Consider the following 17,524-nt stretch of genomic DNA (forward strand, 5'->3'; position numbering starts at 1 on the left):
GAGGGATATGTACTGTAATGATAAACATTTTTGAGTTCTGTATAGGCCCAGTGGGTTAAAAGATTAACTCCCGCCTATTTACGTAAAAATAAAGAAAAACCTGAGAGATATGAGCGAAATAGAACGTTGCTTTTGTCCTGCCGGGCCGTTGTTCTCCGCTGGTTCAAATCGAGCGGTCCCGTCGAAAGCGGCACATCATGCCTGATGAAAAGGGGAGACAGATAGCCCATGGGCGTCGTCAAGCTAAAGGCTAAGCCACCGACTCAGGATCCAGTCGCCGATGCTGAAAAAATGATCCATCGTGTTCCCTGGACAGCGCGATTCGCGCCTCGTTCTTCGGACATTGAAAATGTTTCGCCCATTATTGGATTGACCAAATCACTGATTGATCCGGTTGTGGTCGCGGCTATTCTTTTCCTTCTGGCCCACGTGAGGGAAGGGGAGGTGACTGGCTTCGTTTTTTGTGTCGCCGTCATGGCGCTGTTGCTGTCGGGCTACCTCCTTGATGGTAGCAATGTATTTTTTCGAGGCCGGGCACCAGTCAAAGACCTGTTTTATTTCCTGCTTGGTTGGGCCTTGATCCTTTTTACCCTCGCCACTATTGGATACATCTCCGGCTATGCCGAGCTGATGGACCCTGTGCTTTTCATCCAGTGGGCTCTTTTGACCCCCGTTGTCGTGCTGGCAATGCACGGACTCATCTATTGGGTTTTTCGCCGCGTGGCGAGCAACAAGGCTGCAGGGCTGACGACAATAATTGTTGGGGCAAATGCCTCCGGACAAGCCCTGGCAAACCAGATAACCAGGCAACCATTGTCGAAACTGCAGCTTCTTGGCTTTTGCGATGACCGCTCTGCAGTGCGACTTAGTGTGCCGGACTCAAGCGTGCTCACCAATCTCGCCGACTTGCCGGAGTTTGTGCGCAAGCATAACGTTGCACGCATTTACATAACCTTGTCCATGACATCCCAGCCTCGAACACTTGAACTGCTGGATGCACTAAAAGATACGACCGTCTCCATTTATTTTGTCCCCGACATGTTCGTGTTCGACTTTATCCAGGCGAGCTTCGATGAGGTTGGCGGTATCCCCGTGATTTCATTATGCGAATCGCCCTTCCAGGGAGTCAGCGGAATCACCAAGCGGGCTTCTGACATCGTGCTGTCAGTGGCTATCCTCGCCTTTATATGGCCCTTTCTCCTTATCATTGCGCTGGCAGTAAAAATGACGTCCCCTGGCCCCGTTATTTTCGTTCAGAGGCGCTACGGTCTGGATGGCCGCGAGATAAAGGTTTACAAGTTTCGTAGTATGGCGGTTCTGGAGGACGGCGGCAGCGTCACCCAGGCAATCCGGGGTGATAGCCGTCTGACCCCTATAGGCGGCTTCCTGCGACGTACCTCCCTTGACGAATTGCCACAGTTTTTCAACGTGTTGCAAGGCCGAATGAGCGTCGTTGGCCCACGTCCACATGCCAGCACCCATAACGAGTTGTATCGCAAACTTATTAAAGGATACATGGTCCGCCACAAGGTCAGGCCCGGGATTACCGGCTGGGCCCAGGTGAACGGAGCCAGGGGTGAGACCGATACGTTGGAGAAAATGGAACGCAGGATCGAATTTGACCTGCTCTATCTGAGGAATTGGTCTATCTGGCTGGATCTAAAAGTGATATTTCGGACGGTCGTGATCATGCTTGGGGATCGCAGCGCCTATTGAGAAATTGAGTGGGCGCTTACCTGTTTAGTAGCCTCTATTTTGGCAATCCCTATTTTAGTAGCTCCTATGGACCATTGCCGGGAAAGCCCGTTCTGACAAGATAACGTCTGGGCAACACTCTTTGATTTGCAAGCGGCCATGCAGTCGGATCAGCGGGGGGAGCGAACGTGAAGACTTTTATCTTTTGGGTGGGTATTCAGGGAATTCTGTGCAGTTTTGCATTGCACTCCGTTGCAGCGCCTATGGCTGTTTTTGAAGGCCAGGATCAACGCAGGGGAATCTACCCAGCGACCGCGCATGGCGTGAATGCACCTCTTTCTGAGCATCTTGTTGCTGGGCTATGGGCCCCATCCGGAGCTCCAGCCGGTTTTGGGGAGAGTCAGGACGGCAAGGCAAAGACGGACCTCGGTCCTGCCGGTTCTCTAACCATGGATGAAGTCCGTGTGAGCGCTCTCCCTATTACCGGTGCAACCTCTCTCTTCCTTACTGTCTTGCTGGTTACAGGCGTCGTGGCGCGCAATAAATTCAGAAGCCACAGGCGGGAGGCCGTTTCAGCCTGAGCGTCGATGGCTGGCGGTGTTCATGGGCTTCCCGGGCGTGGAGCGACTTGATGATATTTGTGACAGTGGGCACACAACTGAGCTTTGACCGGCTGGTGCAAATGGCTGACGAGTGGGCTGGCCTGCACCCGCAAGAGCAGGTATTTGTTCAGTCAGGCATCAGCTGCTTTATGCCCAAGCACTGTGAGTCGACTCCGTTTACGAGTCCCGATGAATGGGAGCGATTATTCCAGTCAGCGAACCGCATAATTTCCCACGCGGGAATGGGCACCATCATCAAGAGCCTGGAGTTTGCCAAGCCCCTGGTGGTCGTGCCTAGAAAGGCATCCCTGGGAGAGCATCGGAATGATCATCAGCGCGCCACTGCGGCCCGGTTCTCCGATTTTGAGAATGTAACCATAGTTGACGATGCGCCTGGACTGGCCCGGGCACTTTCAGCTTCCTCTGTGTCAGCGCAGGCCGGGGGTGACGACCCTCTGATCAGACCTAACCTCGAAATGCTCATATCAGAAATAAGACGCTTCGCCCATGACACCAGCTAGGACGCAACCATGTTGACTCGCGACGCCTTAGCCGAAAAATCGTGGCCTAAGGGCGTTTTGACGGTTTTTCTCCTCGGCCTGGGCATGGTGGGTCTGATGTTTCAGTCAGGGCTACTTGAGGTCTGGATAGAGAGTGAGGAGTACAGCCATGGCCCCCTGGTCCTGGGAGTCCTGGCTTACATTGTTTATTGCAAGCGCGACAGCCTGCCCTTTCATGAGCGACACCTAGACGGACGCTTGATTGCCCTGGCTTGTGTTCCTCTCCTGGCATTTGTCCTTGGTGCAGCTTCGGGCATCGGACAATTGCAAAAACATGCGGTATGGATGTTTGCAGCCTTGATTGCCTACGCCAGTGGCGGCGTACCCATGGTGAAATTCCTCGCAGTACCTCTATTGATTGCCTTGATGACGATACCTCTCCCGAAGGGGCTTGAGCTGGCCTTAACTGGCCACATGCAGTTGCTGTCTTCGCAGATTGGAGTCTGGTTCATTCGTCAGTTTGGGGGTGTGGTACACCTTCAAGGCAACATAATCGATATGGGTAGCATTCAGCTTCTTGTGGATGAAGCCTGCGCCGGGCTGCGGTACCTATATCCTTTGTTGGGGCTTAGCGGGATAGCAGCCTACCTGTTCCGTGCAACGTTATGGGCAAAGTGGGCACTGTTTTTCGCAGCTATTCCTATCACAATCCTAATGAACAGTTTTCGCATCGGCGTGACCGGCATTCTCGTCGAGCACTACGGCCTTGCCCATACCACAGGCTTTCTGCATTTTTTTGAAGGCTGGGTCGTGTTTCTGGCTGCTATCGTGGTTTTGATCCTGTTTGCCCTAGGGCTACTGGCAGTGCAAAGGAAGCCCTTGGGTCTTATGGATGCGTTCTCCCTGGACCCGGTCGTTCGAAACGCCGCGCCAGCATTGGCGCCAGGCAGTTTCGGTGGCGCCAGGCAGTCTCGGCGGAGAGCAATGCCGATGGTGCTGTTAGTTATAGCCGGCGCACTTGTGTTCGCACCCGTCGTTTCTCTGCGGGCGGAGATTGAGCCTGAACGGTTCCCCCTGGCGGCTTTCCCCCTTGAGCTGGACGGCTGGATTGCTCAAGAACATCGACTGCCATTGATAGTCGAGGAAGTGGCGGGGGCAACTGATTATTATTATGCCGATTTTTCGTCATCCACAGAGGGCAGGGTGAATCTTTACCTTTCCTATTACGCATCCCAGCGGAATGGGAAAATTCCTCACTCACCTCTCGTCTGCATGCCCGGCGACGGGTGGACAATCACAAGTCTTGACCCTGTCAGCCTCCCAAGCGCCGCCCGCCGGCCTTTTGAAGCAAGTCGCTTGGTCATCACCAAAGGCAACAGGACAATACTGGCTTATTACTGGCTGAAGCAGGGCGATAATAACTTCCGTCAGGATTCCCTGGCACGCCTGGATCTGGTCCGGTCATCCATCTCTGAAAAGCGTACCGATGGGGGCCTGATCAGACTGCTAGCTGAGCTTGAGCCGGGCGAAACCCTGGCCGAGGTAGACCAGCGGCTTGTCAAGTTTGCGGGAGAGTTGACCCAGGTTCTGTCCGACTTTGTTCCGGACTGAGGCTTTTGCAGGCCCGGCCGCGACTTTATCTAATAAGGAAATGGCATGATGAGCGGACATACCGGTGACTCAAGACGCTTTGTGTTACGCATGCTGCTTGTGGTCTGGCCGCTTCTGCTGGTGCTTGTGGCCTCAGCTTGTACCTCGCCATCGGAACAGGCCGAAACCTACTACCGCAACGGTATGGCTTTGCTACAGGAGAAGAATCCGGCCAAGGCATCACTTGAGTTCCAGAATGCACTTCAGATTGCCGGTGACATGCCCTCGGCTACCTACGGACTGGCCCTTGTTGCGGAACAGCAAGAGGACTGGCGTAAGATGTTCAGTCTGCTTGAACAGGTTATCGAGACTGAACCTGCGCACTGGCATGCGCAATTGAAGCGGGGGCAGCTATTACTGGCGTCGAGTGAGTTTGAGTCTGCCCTCAAGGCAAGTAAGGCGGTGCTTGAGCTTGCCCCGGAAGAATCTGCGGCTTTTGCCTTTCATGCCGCTGTGCTTTTCAAACTTGATAGGCAAGAAGAGGCCGAAAAGGCCGCAGCAGCTGCTCTTGCGCTGGAGCCGGGTCATGTCGAGACAGTGGTTATTCTGGCCAACGAACGTTTCGCAGCGGGCCGGTTTGCTGAGGCCATGACTTATCTTGACCAGGGATTGAGCCACAGTCCGGAAAATATCGGTTTGTCCCTGCTCAAGATTCAGTCGCTTGAAAACAGCGGCGCGGTTGATCAGGCAAGCAGGCTCTATGGCCAATTGATCGCAGCAAATCCCGCCTCGGACGAGTTGCGCCGTTCGCTGGCGGATTTTTATAGCCGAAATGGACGGTACGATCAGGCAGAGGACGTGCTCAGGCAACTTGTGGCCGAGAAGCCCGACAGTGTGGCGGTAAAGCTTGATGTGGTTCGGTTTGCCGGCGCCCGCCTCGGCCCCGCTGGCGCCAAAGCAGAGCTGGAGGCATTTATTCGCCAATCGCCGGATAAGACTGATCTGCGGTTTGCCCTCGTCGAGTTGCAGCTTGAAACCAATCAAGTAGCCGATGCTGAAGCAGTGCTAAGGCGGATGATTGCCGATCCTAATGAATCTGCTGCAAGGCTCAGCGCAAAAGAAAAATTAGCGGGCTTACTCTTTGCACAGGGCGATCGGCAAGGGACCATTACTCTCGTCGACGAAATCCTCGCAACCGAACCGCGCAGCTCTCAGGCCCTCTTTTTACGCGCGGCGATGGCGGTCGAAAAACGACAACTGGATACGGCCATTTCAGATCTTCGCCTGTTGCTTTTGGATTCGCCCAAATCGGCGCGGGGGCTTTTATTGCTTGGTGTCGCCTATAAGCTCTCGGGTTCCCCGGAACTGGCGGAAAGCCATTTTTTGAAAGCCTTCAGGGTGAGCGGGGAGTCACCGAAGTACGGCATTACCTTTGCCGACTACCTTGTTGAAGAGGGCCGCCTCGAGCAAGCCGAGCAAGTTCTGACGCTAGCCCTGCGCGTGAACCCCGGCAGTCAGGTTGTTACGGAACGGCTTGCTCAGGTAAGGCTAGACCAGCGGGACTGGGTTGGTGCGGAAGAGGTGGCGTCAATGCTTGCGGTTACCCAAGCTGGTCAGCCGATGGCAGATCGCGTCCGCGGCGTGATCCATGCCCGGAAGGGGGAGCACGACCAGAGCATTGCAGCACTTGCAAAAGCGTATGGTGCTTCACCCCGGAATGAAACCCTTGCGCTCCTGATTGAAGTCCACATAGCCGCAGGCAAAACAGACCAGGGCATGAGGTTTCTGGAATCGGTAATTCGGTCAGCTCCCGGCAACAGCGCTGCGCTGGTGTTGATGGGTCGGCTTCAGGAACTGCAGGGCGACGACCGTCCCGCAGCCGAAAGTTTCAAGAACGCGATTGCTGCGAATCCCGGTCGCCCGGCTGGCTACCTGAGTCTTACCGGACTTTACTTAAAAGAAGGACGTTTTACCGATGCAGACAAAACGTTGCTGCAGGCGCTCGACCGGAGACCCGGCGACCCCGATATTATGCTGGCACAGGCTTCGGTATTTGAAAGGACTGATCGGATAAACGACGCAATTGAAGTGTATGAAGCCCTGCTCGTTGTTCATCCAAACTCAGACGTCGCCGCTAATAACCTGGCGAGCCTGCTTTCAGATCACAGGACGGACGACGAGAGCCTCAACCGGGCTTATCAGCTTGCCCAGCGATTTCAGCGGAGCAAGGTGCCTCATTTCCGCGATACCCTCGGCTGGGCCAGCTATCGCACTGGGCGCTATGCGGACGCCGTCGCTTTGCTTGCGAAAACGGTGGCGGACAATGCAGGGGTGCCGCTGTTCCACTACCACCTGGGTATGAGTTTCGCCGCTACCGAAGAACCCGCAATGGCCCGTCGCGAGCTGAGGACGGCACTGGCCATGGCAGCACAAACCGAATTTCCTCAAGCCGCAGAGGCCAGGGCAGCACTGGCCCAGATTGAGGCACTACCGGGAAAAAACCGGCAATAAATATGTATGAGCACTTTTATAACTTAAGCGCGAGCCCATTCTCCATCCAACCGGATCCGGAGTTTCTGTACCTGGGACGACGACATTCGATTGCCTACGCAATGCTAGAATACGGAGTTGCGAACCGCGCGGCATTTTCTGTGATCTGTGGGGAAATCGGATGCGGAAAGACGACGTTGATCCGCCACCTGCTGAATAACCTGGACCCGGCGGTGACTGTAGGGCTGGTGTCAAATACCCATAAGGACATCCTGAATCTGCTGGACTGGATCATGCTGTCGTTCGGGCAACCTTATGATGGGCTATCGCCGGTTGCGTTGTATGATGCCTTCCAGAAGTTTCTCATCAGCGAATATAAAGGCGGCAGGCGAACCCTTCTGATCGTTGACGAGGCGCAGAATCTCAGCAACAGCGCGCTGGAATCGTTGCGTATGCTGTCAAACCTGAATGTCGACAAAGACCAGTTGCTGCAGATCATTCTGGTAGGTCAACCCCAACTTCGGGAGATCCTGAGGCAGCCTGACATGCGCCAGTTGACCCAGCGTGTTTCTTCCCATTTCTTTATTTCGCCGTTGCAAGCAACTGAGGTTAAACCTTACATAAAGCACCGTCTGGAGGTGGTAGGCTGCAAAGAACCCTTGTTTACTCCAGAGGCATACCAATGCCTGGCAGAGGCAAGCGAGGGTATTCCCAGGGCGATCAATATCCTCTGTGATACCGCGTTGGTTTATGGTTTTTCACTCAACTCTCCCATCATTACCGCAAGGATGGTTGAAGAGATGCTGCAGGATAAGTACGCCTACGGCATATAGCCCCGGTACGTTAATGACCAGCAACTAGAGCTTGCTCACAGCCTGCGCTCTGTTGGTGACTTCCAGTTTCTGAAAAATACGTTTTAGGTGATTTTTAACCGTAAACGGACTGATGTTGAGAATCACACCGATAATTTCGTTGGTCTTACCGGCAGCTACCCATTGCATGATCTCGGCTTCTCTCTGGGTTAGTCCGAACGCTGTGCAGTCAGGTTTGTCAGGTTTTTCGGGTTTGAGCTCGGATGCATAACAGGACGGAATCGGCGCCACCTGGCGCAGGGCAAAATCGATGTAGGGAGTGAGCATCCGCATGTATTTGGCGGCAGAGGGAGGCGGAGCTGCGCTCTGACTGAACGCGATATAAAGACTCTGGTAGTGCTCCCGCTGATCCTGTATGCCGGTGGCCAGCGCAGACCGCATGCTGCCAAACCCAGTATCGATGAAAGCGAGGTTATCAGCGTCGGGCTCGAGGGAGAAACCCGTTGGTCTGGTCATGCAAAACGGATAGCGCCCTATGTCATCCCAATGCAGCAGCAAACTCTTGACCAACGGGACAATGCCACTTCCAGACATCTGGGACGTGCGCATTTGCGGCATGGCCGATATGAGATCCACCTGAAATTGTTCGCGGTGCTTGTCGCACCCTACCGCCACAAAGATTTCGTGGGGCAGGAACGACTGGACTTCCCCCTGCATCCAGAGAAAGATATCGAGGTGGCTTTGTGCTCTTAAGGCTGGTTGCAAAACGTCAATAAAGTGGTCGTTCTCTATTTTCTGGATGACAGGAATTTCCGGTGCGTCGTCCATGGCTAGCCCCGCGTTGGCATGTTGGTCAAAGCTCAAACTGCGGTTCTGGAAAGGTCTTCCTGACCGGATATGACCGGATGGGGCCTTAAGAGCACCATTAAGCACCGCCATCCATACTACGAAAATTATACCAGCTTGGGCTTAGAGCCATAAATTCATGAACTTGTGTTAGTTAAAAATTAATAATTTTTATGAATTGGAAAGTATCTTGACAGTTCCGGTGAGTATTTATTCTTTTTGCTATAGCCGATGCACCAATTGCGCAATATACGCATAACTAAAGGCCTTTCCGGCATTAAGCAGTCGACCATTAAAGTTAGAACGCATAATGAGATCAATTAACATAAGTTAAGCTCTAGATCAGCTGTAAAAATTGTCGACGTTTGGTCGGTTGGCGGCGCGAGCCCCCTGAGTTTCCTGCTATCAGCAAGGAACAAGGGCATCCAGCGCAGCCTTTTATGCTTCGCAGCTATGGGAACTCCTGCGGGGGACTGAAGCCGGCAAGGCCCTTATTTTCCAGCAATTCTGCGAACCTGATAGTGGTCAGGTCCATGCCGGGGGCTCCGATGACCTGAACGCTGAAGGGCAGGCCGGCTTGCGTTCTTCCGATGGGTACGGAGGTCGCTGGCAGGCCTAGGAGGGTGGCCAATGCGATCCAGCAGAACTGGTCCATGTAGGCTCTTGGCTTGCCGTTCACCAGGATACGGCGCTTGAATACCGGGTCTGAATGGTCATGCCGTATGGCGGTGGTTGGTGTGATTGGGGTCAGCATCACATCGAAATCCTTGAACAGAGCGTCGATCTGTACCCGCATCTTTTCTCGTATCTCGTTCCGGGATGCCCACTGGTGAACCGGCTGGTTGACGCCCCGGCCGTACTCGCCAATAAACGCCGTCATCGGGCCCAACATTTTCAGCCACTTTTCCAGCCGCGCGACCCAGAGCATCTGCCGGCGCTGGCGGGGTTTCAGGGACGCGCCGACCATACTCCCCAGCAGGTTGAAGTAGACTGGCAAAATCCGGGACAGGTCGAGTAACTCATGCCGGGCAGTACTGACCAGAGCACCGCCCGACTCCAGTTTTGCAGCAAGTGCCTGGTAACCATCCGCAAGTTCTGTCTCTATGGGGCAAAGAGGGTCGTCCAGCCATAAGCCGACCCTGGCCTGGCCAAGGTCCGAAATGGAAGCAGGCGCCAGGTCCAGTTTCCAGGAGCGGTCGTCAAGCGATCGGGGTCCGGCGATGACCTTCAGTATCAGCTCCAGATCCTTTGCGTTCCGTGCAATAGGCCCGCCTTCTGCCAGGTCCGGTTGGCCAAGTGTGCCGGGCGGGCCGGGTATGTGACCACGAAATGACACCAGCGAACGACTGGGTTTATGGCCGAATACGCCACAGAAATGCGCCGGAGTTCTGATCGATCCGGCAAGGTCACTGCCCACCTCAACGGCTGTCATGCCGGTGGCCGTGGCGGCGGCAGCACCCCCTGACGATCCGCCAGAGGTATGGTTGGTATTGTGGGGATTAAGGGTAACCCCGAACAGTTTGTTATAGCTCTGCAGGTCCGTGGCGAACACGGGCACGTTGGTTTTGCCCATGATGATGGCGCCGGCAGCAATCAGGCGCTCTACCACGTCAGCGTGGCGCTTTGGTCGGTAGTCGTGCAGGGACGAGGCCCCTGCTGTGCAGGTGAGGCCTGCTACTTCCCAGGTATCTTTCAGGGTCAGTGGCAACCCATGCAATGGGCCGGGGGTTTGGCCTTCTTTCAGGCGGTCATCCGCCTTTTTTGCCTGAGCCAGCGCGTCGTCCCCGGCTTGGGCTACAACAGCATTGACCTCGCCATTGATTGCTTTTATGCGGTCAAGAAATACCTGGGTTACTTCAACGCTCGATAGAGTGCCTGAGCGCAGATCAGCCACAAGTTCGTGGGCTGGTCGGTAATACAAAGGAGTCATAGCTGTCTCTTCTTGTTATTTAACAACATGGGCTGGTTTGTGGGCTTAAAGTTCTTGCCGCCAGTGCTTGACCCGCACCTGGCGTTTAACCGCTTCGATGATTTCATCCAGCAGGTTTTTCAGAGCTTCGTTCTGAACCTGCTCACCGTCCTGGGTGGTCTCGTCGGGGAGGAAGGCATTGACTATGTCTTCAATAAATCCGTGGTTACGGGTCGCGGCAAGGTCATCCAGGAGCTGATGGATAACACTGGCAACGATATCCCCCACGGCTTCCTCCAGCGCCTCCTGAATGGTCGCGCCCAGGACTGGCAAAGCTCGTAACCGGGAAAGTTCGACATTTTGCTGAAGGGCAACATCGACACGTCCCTCAAGGTAGGTCCGCAGGGCCCCGCGGTTGGGTTCGTAGCTCTCGATGGTAGCGTCGGCCACCCGGGCCGAAATCCAGTCGGCGATCATGGCGCGGCGGGGGAACAGAATGTCATGCTTTATCCGGTCAAAAAACGGTGCTCCCCGGCTGATCTCACCCTGGACCCCCGAGAGCACCTTGATGACGATCCGGTCCGACAGCTCTTCCATGAAGGCGTCGTAATAGAACGCGAAGAACTGGAAGGTCCGCGTCTGGGTAACGTCGATGACGTTGTATTTGTGCAGCCGGTAGACAATCGAGAAGACCCGGAGGATCCTGAGAAAGCGAAAACTACCCGCGGGAATGCATCCGATGAGATCGTACCAGTGGACCACCGGATAGAAGTACCAGCGCTGGTAAACCTGGGCTTTGATGGCGTAGAGCCAGCGGATGACGAATTCGGTCAGGAAAATGGCAACGAAAATAAGGTCATAGAACAGGAAGTTCTCGTGAATGGGCTGGTAGAATTCCTGTACAGGGGGCGCATTTTCTGCCAACAGGTTCTGCACACCTGCAAAATTATAAATCGAATCGAAAATGATGAAGGCCAGGTTGATGATCAGCAGGCCCAGCATCAGGAAGTCCACCGTGAACCAGATCAACTGATGGCTTTTGCGCAGGTTTTCCCGATTGAGCGTAAACATCCAGTAGGTCCGACCTTTTTCTGTTAAAGAGGTAATAACTCGTTAAGAGTAGCGTATTTCAGTAGCGCTAACGACTGTGCAGGTTGCAGGCAACAGACGGGGGAAGTAGGGCGCCTTGATTGAAATTCGGGCCGGGGTTGATGCATCGAACCTCGAATGTTTTGCGTATACTGCTGTAATGTAATCGCAGGCAGAGCTTGAGATCGTTGGAGCAGGGTGTGGTGCCACCTTGTGGAGCCGGTTGTTCAAGCTTGAGTAGCATTAGGGAAACTCGTCTGGTGCCGGCCGCCTGAAGGCTGGCGACGAGTGTTTATTAGGGAGAAGCATGTGTTGACGTCCATTCCCGGGAATCACCCCGCCATTGTCGGGACCGGTTTTCCGGCTGCAGGAAAACTCCGCAAAGCCATGGTCAGTTCGGGCCTATTGATTGACACACCCGGTCACCGGGCAATGTTCCTTCGTTGTTCTGTAAGCAGGCCAGTGTGCTGATGCGAAAGCGGGCTCGCTGGTATTATCTGCACGCTCTCCTGAGCTTGTGTCTGTTTCCCGCAGGTGCCTGGGGGAACCAGCTGGAAGTGAAGATCAAGGGTGACTATCCCGAGCTGCAGAAAAATGCGGAAGTCTTTCTAGGTGAGATTGAAGATCGCTCGCCGGATAATTTGCGACGATATGCCAGTCATGCCGAAGACCAGGTGAGAGAAGCGCTTCGGGCACTGGGCTATTACTCCCCTGATATCTCCCATCAGGTGACAGATCAGGACCCGCCGAAGCTTGTGCTGGAAGTCGAGCCTGGGGCGCCCGTCCGGATCGAGTCGCGCAGGGTAGAAGTCACAGGACCTGCCGCCAGTGATCCGGAGTTTAAGCCCGTTAAGGCAGAGCAGATTGCTCCAGGCAAGGTGCTGGATCATTCGGCTTACGCCAGTGTCAAAAGCACCATCCAGAACCGGGCGCGCAGGCTCGGGTACTTTGACGGGACTTTTTCCCAAAGCCGGCTGGAAGTGGATCCCGAGACGGAAGCCGCAAACATCCAGCTGGTGTTTCAAAGCGGCGAGCGCTACCGGTTGGGAGAGGTATCATTCGAGCCGGGACATGGCTTCGAGGAAGAGCTCCTGCGCCGGTTTGTGACCTTCGATCCGGACACCCTTTACCACGCTGATAAGGTCGCCCAGTTGAACAGTGACCTTTCCAACAGTGGCTATTTTTCTCAAGTGAATGTGAATGCTTCGCCCCAGGACGCCCGGAATGGAACCATTCCGGTCACAATCAGCCTGACCCGCAGGGACCCACGTTCTGTGGCTGCCGGTATAGGTTTCTCCACCAATGTTGGTCCCAGGCTTCGGGGTAGCTGGACTGAGCACTGGATTAATCCCGAGGGCCATCGCCGCGGGGTCGAGACGGAACTGTCTGCCCCCAGTCAGAGCCTGAGTACCTGGTATGAACTTCCCCTGGACCCGCCCATGACCGATTCCATAAGGATGACCGCGGGTTACCTCAGGGAAGATATCGAGGATGTCGAATCAGAGCTGCTCACCCTGGGGCCACAGTGGCAGCACCAGTTCGATAATGACTGGCAGCAGATAGTCTCCCTGCGCTGGCAGGGCGAGCGTTTCAGGATTGGCGATGAGCCGTCGGAAACCAGCCGCTTGCTGCTTCCGGGGGTGGGCTATTCCAAGCTTTCCGCTGACTCTCCCCTGGACCCTTCTGAGGGCTACCGCCTGCAGTTGGACGTTACCGGGGCCCACCGCAGCTTTTTCTCGGACGCTGACATACTGCAGGTCGTTGCTCTGGCCCGCGGCCTGACAACCGTTGGCAACGGACACCGATTTCTGGCCCGCCTCCAAGTGGGTGGTATAGCCACCAATCAGTTTTCCGATGTGCCGCCCTCCCTGAGATTTTTCGCCGGCGGCGACCAGAGCGTGCGTGGCTACGGTTACGAAACACTCTCCCCTGAAGACGAGAACGGAACCGACGCCGGTGGGCGCTTCCTGGTGGTGGGCAGCCTTGAGTACCAATTCCCCTTGACCGATACCTGGCGTCTGGCCGCCTTTGTGGACGAGGGCAACTCCATGGACTCACTATCGGACTCTCTTGCCACCGGGGTCGGGGCCGGGGTCCGGTGGGTCAGCCCAGTGGGACCTTTACGGCTGGACATTGCCAAGGGACTGGACGAGGAATTCGGCGGTGAGTGGAGAATCCACTTTTCCATGGGGCCCGAGTTATGACGAGCAAACCGGACGAGGCCAAAGCCAAGACCACCAAAAAGATGACGGGCAAGCGAAAGCTGGTCTGGGCCCTCATCGCCCTGGTGTTTGTTGTGGTGGTGTTGCCGTTGCTGCTGCTCGCGGGGGCCTATATGGCCCTTCGCACGGATGCGGGCACGGCTTGGGTACTGGAACAGGTGGACGGGCTCGAGGTGCGCGCAGGCGAGGGCTCACTTGTTGGCGACTGGCGGGCTGACTACCTGTTGTGGCAAGGCTACGGCGTTCGGCTTGAGCTCGACTCACCCCGCCTTGCCTGGTCGCCAACCTGCCTGTTTCGTAAAACGCTCTGTATCGACACTCTGAAAGCGCAGACCATCAATCTCGACCTGCAACCCGGCGACGATGAGGAGGTCGGGGAAAGCGCCGAAACGGGCCCATTCCAGCTGCCGGAAGTGGACCTCCCCATAGCACTGGCCATTGGCGATGTCGAGCTGGGAGAGTTTGCCGTCAATGGCGGTCTGATTTGGGACACCCTGAGGCTGGAGGCGCAGGGATCGGGCTCCTCGGTTGAGCTGCAGCATGTCTATTTCAAGCGCGACACCATTACGGTCGAGGCAGCTGGCCGTGTCACCATGCGTGGCGACTGGCCCCTCAATCTGGACGTAGACACTGTTCTGCCACCCATTGACGGCAAAGACTGGAATCTCAGTCTCGCGCTGGCGGGCAGTGCCAGGGATCTGCGGATTGAAGGCAGCAGTTCCGGCTACCTGGATGGGGACCTGAGCGGTCGCACCGCCCCTCTTGATCCCGACCTGCCGGCAAGGCTGACCCTGGAGTCGGCCGAGTTTCTGCCACTGGCCGCCTTGCCGCCAACCCTGACACTGCAAGACTGGAACCTTGCCTTGGAGGGCAGTCTGGCCAAGGGCTTCGAACTGGACACTAATGCCCATTTGCCGGGCGCTCGCGGCGCCATTGAACTTGGGCTGACCGGTCTGGTCGCTACGACCCAGGCTGAGGATCTGGTGCTGACCCTATCAGCCCCGTACCACCGGCAGGAAAAAGCCTCCGACCTGAAGGTCGTGGCGGGTGTCGACTGGAGCGATCCGCTGAGCGCTGAGGCCAGCTTTGAGCTGCAACACTTTCCCTGGTACGACCTGCTCCCTGACATGGAGCCGTTACCGGTCACGGTCAATACTCTCTCTGGCGTGGCGAACTATCAGGACGGCCAATACGATGCTGAGCTCAGCGCAGGGATTGATGGCCCCACTGGCGAAACGACTCTGGAGACTGAGCTTGCCGGCGATATGACCGAGGTTAGTATCAAAAGGCTTATGGTGCAGACCGGGCCGGGCCGGCTTGAGGGCGATGCCCGGATCAGCTTTGCGGAGCAATTGGCCTGGCAGGCAAATCTGGCCCTTGAACGGTTCAATCCGGGCTTCTGGCTGCCAGAGCTGGAGGCTGACCTTAGTGGCAGGGTACAGACGGAAGGTTCCCTGGACGAGGAAGGTCAGCCCGACCTGACCGCCGGCTGGGAGCTGGCAGGCACCTGGCAGGACAACGAGACCCGTACCCACGGCAGCATTGCTGCCGAGCAAAACAGGTGGACGCTGGAAGATCTTGAGCTGGTGGTGGGGGATAACCGCATCACGGGTAACGGTCGGTGGCATGACGAGCTGAGTGCGGCGCTTTCACTGGATCTGCCCGACCTCGCGGTATTCCTGCCGGGCCTTGAGGGTCGTTTGCAGGGCGACATTCAGGCAGGTGGACGGCCCGAGCAACCGACAGGACAGGTTTCGATCACCGGCTCAAACATTGGCTGGCAGGACCAGGTGGCCATAGCCAGTCTGGATGTGGCCGCAAGCATAACCGAGGACCAGTCGGTGCAGGCGAAGGTAATGGCACAGCGCATCGTTGCCGCCGGCCAGGAGATCCGGGAAGCCGGCCTGGACCTTTCAGGTACACTGGAGGAACACAGTCTGCTGGTTCAGGTCGACCACGAGCAACTTGCCACAAGACTCAGATTCAATGGTGGCTGGAGTGAAGGCTGGCAGGGCGCTCTGGCTGAAGGCCGGATAGAACTGGTCGAGCAGGAACAAGTCTGGTTTCTGGCAGACCCTGCGAGCCTGATTTACACCGCGGCCGGCCAGGTGACCCTGGGTCAGCATTGCTGGCAGTGGCAGGCCAGCTCCGTCTGCGCTGATGACCAGTCACTGGCTCCGGTTCTGGCCCTGAATTACCGTCTTGACAATTTTCCGGCCCAGGCCCTGGCACCAGTGCTGCCAGAGAACCTGCGGTGGCAAACCATGATCAACGGCCAGCTTGTGCTCGACATGACCGATGCCGGACCCGATGGCACTATCAGGCTGGACGCAGCGCCAGGGGAGGTGTCGGTGCTTGTTGAAGAGGACTGGGAGGTCTTCCGGTACGACACCTTAAATACCGAGGTGGTGCTCAACCCGGAAGCAGCGGATATCAGTCTGGAACTGGCAGGACCGGAGATGGGTCGCTTCACCATGGCAATGACGGTAGACCCGGTGGCTGAAGGTCGGCCCGTCGATGGCCAGTTTCGTCTCCAGGGGCTGGATCTTGCCCTGGCCAGTGCCTTTGTGCCGTTTGAGGACTTTGGCGGCGAGTTCAATGGCGAGGGGACATTCAATGGACCGCTCATGGACCCGCGATTGCAGGGGCAGCTGGCCTTGACGAATGGCCGCCTGGTAGACCCGTCATTGCCTTTGGCCTTCAAAGACTTGGAGGTCATGCTTGAATTTGCCGGCAGGGAGGCAGAGATTGAGGGCCGCTGGCAAAGTGGAGAGCAGGGCAAAGGCGCGATTGATGGCCGTCTTAACTGGGAAAATGAGCCTCTGGTGAGGATCGATATTACCGGCGAACGTCTGCCTCTGAGCTACGAACCCTACGCAAGGCTTGATATCGCGCCCGATATAACGGTGGCGCTCGAGCAGGGTGATCTGAGCATTACCGGCAAAGTTGATGTGCCTCGCGGGGAAATTGAGGTTCGCCGACTTCCGGAGCAGGCGGTGTCAGTGTCGGGCGATGAAGTTGTCGTTGGCGAGCAGGACGGGGAACCGGAGGAAGGAGGCCTGCAGTCACTGAATATGGACGTCACGGTGAACGTCGGCGAGGAAGAGGTGAGCTTTTCGGGTTTCGGGGTCAGCGGCAACCTCAAGGGCTCCCTGCGGATTGGCAATGATATGGACACCCGGGGCGCCCTGCGTCTGGTTGATGGCGAGTACAAGGCCTACGGGCAGGAACTCGAGCTGAGACGGGCACGTCTGGTGTTTGTCGGGCCGGTATCCGAACCTTACCTCGACATTGAAGCGATCCGCACAGTGGGCTCGGTCACTGCCGGCTTACGGCTGAGTGGGCCTGTGTCAGAGCCTCGTACAGAGGTGTTTTCAGAGCCTTCAATGCCTGAGAGTGAGGCTCTGTCGTACCTTGTGCTCGGCCGGCCCCTGCGAAGCAGCGGCGATGATGGCCAGCTTGGTCAGGCAGCGCTCGCTCTGGGGTTGGCCCAGACCGGTGGATTGACCCGTGGAGTCGGCGAAGAACTGGGTATACGGGATCTGACTCTTGAGGCGGAAGGGTCCGGAGACAGCGCTTCGGTGGTAGCAAGCGGCTATATTTCCGATAAGTTAAGCATCCGCTATGGTGTCGGCGTGTTCGAGCCGGTAACAAAAGTCGCTCTGCGCTATGATCTTGGCCAGTACTTCTATGTTGAAGCCGCCAGTGGTCTTGCAGCGTCACTGGACGTTTTCTATAGCCGGGATTTCTAGGTGTCGCAAAACGTGTC

Annotated in this window: 11 protein-coding genes; 8 read left to right on the forward strand and 3 right to left on the reverse strand. The window is 56.3% G+C overall.

Going from position 1 to position 17,524, the window contains the following annotated elements; translation table 11 throughout:
- Positions 1–228 precede the first annotated feature (228 nt).
- From G7W63_RS16485 to G7W63_RS16510, 6 genes are all read left to right on the forward strand, one after another.
- Positions 229–1,716, forward strand: coding sequence for an undecaprenyl-phosphate glucose phosphotransferase (locus G7W63_RS16485; protein ID WP_207308978.1), 1,488 nt, complete (start codon positions 229–231; stop codon positions 1,714–1,716).
- 167 nt (positions 1,717–1,883) lie between these two features.
- Positions 1,884–2,276, forward strand: a complete 393-nt coding sequence (locus tag G7W63_RS16490) for a hypothetical protein (protein ID WP_166260775.1) — start codon at positions 1,884–1,886, stop codon at positions 2,274–2,276.
- A 50-nt stretch (positions 2,277–2,326) separates the two neighbouring features.
- The gene (locus G7W63_RS16495; RefSeq protein ID WP_166260777.1) at positions 2,327–2,818 is read left to right on the forward strand and encodes a glycosyltransferase; all 492 of its coding nucleotides are present in this window, start codon (positions 2,327–2,329) and stop codon (positions 2,816–2,818) included.
- A 9-nt stretch (positions 2,819–2,827) separates the two neighbouring features.
- Positions 2,828–4,408 carry a VPLPA-CTERM-specific exosortase XrtD gene (gene xrtD / locus G7W63_RS16500; RefSeq protein WP_166260780.1) on the forward strand — a complete coding sequence of 527 codons (1,581 nt, stop codon included), beginning with the start codon at positions 2,828–2,830 and terminating at the stop codon, positions 4,406–4,408.
- Positions 4,409–4,726: 318 nt separating this feature from the next.
- Positions 4,727–6,898 carry a tetratricopeptide repeat protein gene (locus G7W63_RS16505; RefSeq protein WP_242634460.1) on the forward strand — a complete coding sequence of 724 codons (2,172 nt, stop codon included), beginning with the start codon at positions 4,727–4,729 and terminating at the stop codon, positions 6,896–6,898.
- 2 nt (positions 6,899–6,900) lie between these two features.
- On the forward strand, positions 6,901–7,710 hold the full coding sequence (locus tag G7W63_RS16510) for an ExeA family protein (RefSeq protein ID WP_166260786.1): 810 nt from the start codon (positions 6,901–6,903) through the stop codon (positions 7,708–7,710).
- 24 nt (positions 7,711–7,734) lie between these two features.
- Here G7W63_RS16510 and epsA read toward each other — a convergent pair whose 3' ends face one another.
- From epsA to G7W63_RS16525, 3 genes are all read right to left on the reverse strand, one after another.
- The gene (gene epsA / locus G7W63_RS16515; RefSeq protein WP_166260789.1) at positions 7,735–8,517 is read right to left on the reverse strand and encodes an XrtB/PEP-CTERM-associated transcriptional regulator EpsA; all 783 of its coding nucleotides are present in this window, start codon (positions 8,515–8,517) and stop codon (positions 7,735–7,737) included.
- Between the two features lie 469 nt (positions 8,518–8,986).
- Positions 8,987–10,465 (reverse strand): amidase family protein, encoded by a 1,479-nt coding sequence (locus G7W63_RS16520; RefSeq protein WP_166260792.1) that lies wholly within the window; start codon positions 10,463–10,465, stop codon positions 8,987–8,989.
- Positions 10,466–10,510: 45 nt separating this feature from the next.
- A complete protein-coding gene (locus tag G7W63_RS16525; protein ID WP_166260795.1) occupies positions 10,511–11,515 on the reverse strand; it encodes a hypothetical protein in 1,005 nt (334 codons plus the stop codon).
- A gap of 488 nt (positions 11,516–12,003) precedes the next feature.
- On the opposite strand from G7W63_RS16525, the gene G7W63_RS16530 reads away from it, so the two are divergent.
- Positions 12,004–13,737 carry an autotransporter assembly complex protein TamA gene (locus G7W63_RS16530; RefSeq protein ID WP_207308980.1) on the forward strand — a complete coding sequence of 578 codons (1,734 nt, stop codon included), beginning with the start codon at positions 12,004–12,006 and terminating at the stop codon, positions 13,735–13,737.
- Positions 13,734–17,507: a translocation/assembly module TamB domain-containing protein gene (locus G7W63_RS16535; RefSeq protein ID WP_242634461.1), complete on the forward strand. Its 3,774-nt coding sequence runs from the start codon at positions 13,734–13,736 to the stop codon at positions 17,505–17,507. The genes G7W63_RS16530 and G7W63_RS16535 overlap by 4 nt, the downstream gene beginning before the upstream one ends.
- The last annotated feature ends 17 nt before the right edge of the window (positions 17,508–17,524 follow it).

It is taken from the genome of Marinobacter salicampi, assembly GCF_011074795.1.
Lineage (GTDB): Bacteria > Pseudomonadota > Gammaproteobacteria > Pseudomonadales > Oleiphilaceae > Marinobacter > Marinobacter salicampi.

Bases quoted from the DNA above. Each gene is read 5' to 3' on its own strand.
- G7W63_RS16510 (WP_166260786.1), top strand. From the start codon at position 6,901: ATGTATGAGCACTTTTATAACTTAAGCGCGAGCCCATTCTCCATCCAA.
- G7W63_RS16535 (WP_242634461.1), top strand. From the start codon at position 13,734: ATGACGAGCAAACCGGACGAGGCCAAAGCCAAGACCACCAAAAAGATG.
- G7W63_RS16505 (WP_242634460.1), top strand. From the start codon at position 4,727: ATGTTCAGTCTGCTTGAACAGGTTATCGAGACTGAACCTGCGCACTGG.
- G7W63_RS16485 (WP_207308978.1), top strand. From the start codon at position 229: ATGGGCGTCGTCAAGCTAAAGGCTAAGCCACCGACTCAGGATCCAGTC.
- xrtD (WP_166260780.1), top strand. From the start codon at position 2,828: ATGTTGACTCGCGACGCCTTAGCCGAAAAATCGTGGCCTAAGGGCGTT.
- G7W63_RS16495 (WP_166260777.1), top strand. From the start codon at position 2,327: ATGATATTTGTGACAGTGGGCACACAACTGAGCTTTGACCGGCTGGTG.
- G7W63_RS16530 (WP_207308980.1), top strand. From the start codon at position 12,004: ATGCGAAAGCGGGCTCGCTGGTATTATCTGCACGCTCTCCTGAGCTTG.
- G7W63_RS16520 (WP_166260792.1), bottom strand. From the start codon at position 10,465: ATGACTCCTTTGTATTACCGACCAGCCCACGAACTTGTGGCTGATCTG.
- G7W63_RS16525 (WP_166260795.1), bottom strand. From the start codon at position 11,515: ATGTTTACGCTCAATCGGGAAAACCTGCGCAAAAGCCATCAGTTGATC.
- epsA (WP_166260789.1), bottom strand. From the start codon at position 8,517: ATGGACGACGCACCGGAAATTCCTGTCATCCAGAAAATAGAGAACGAC.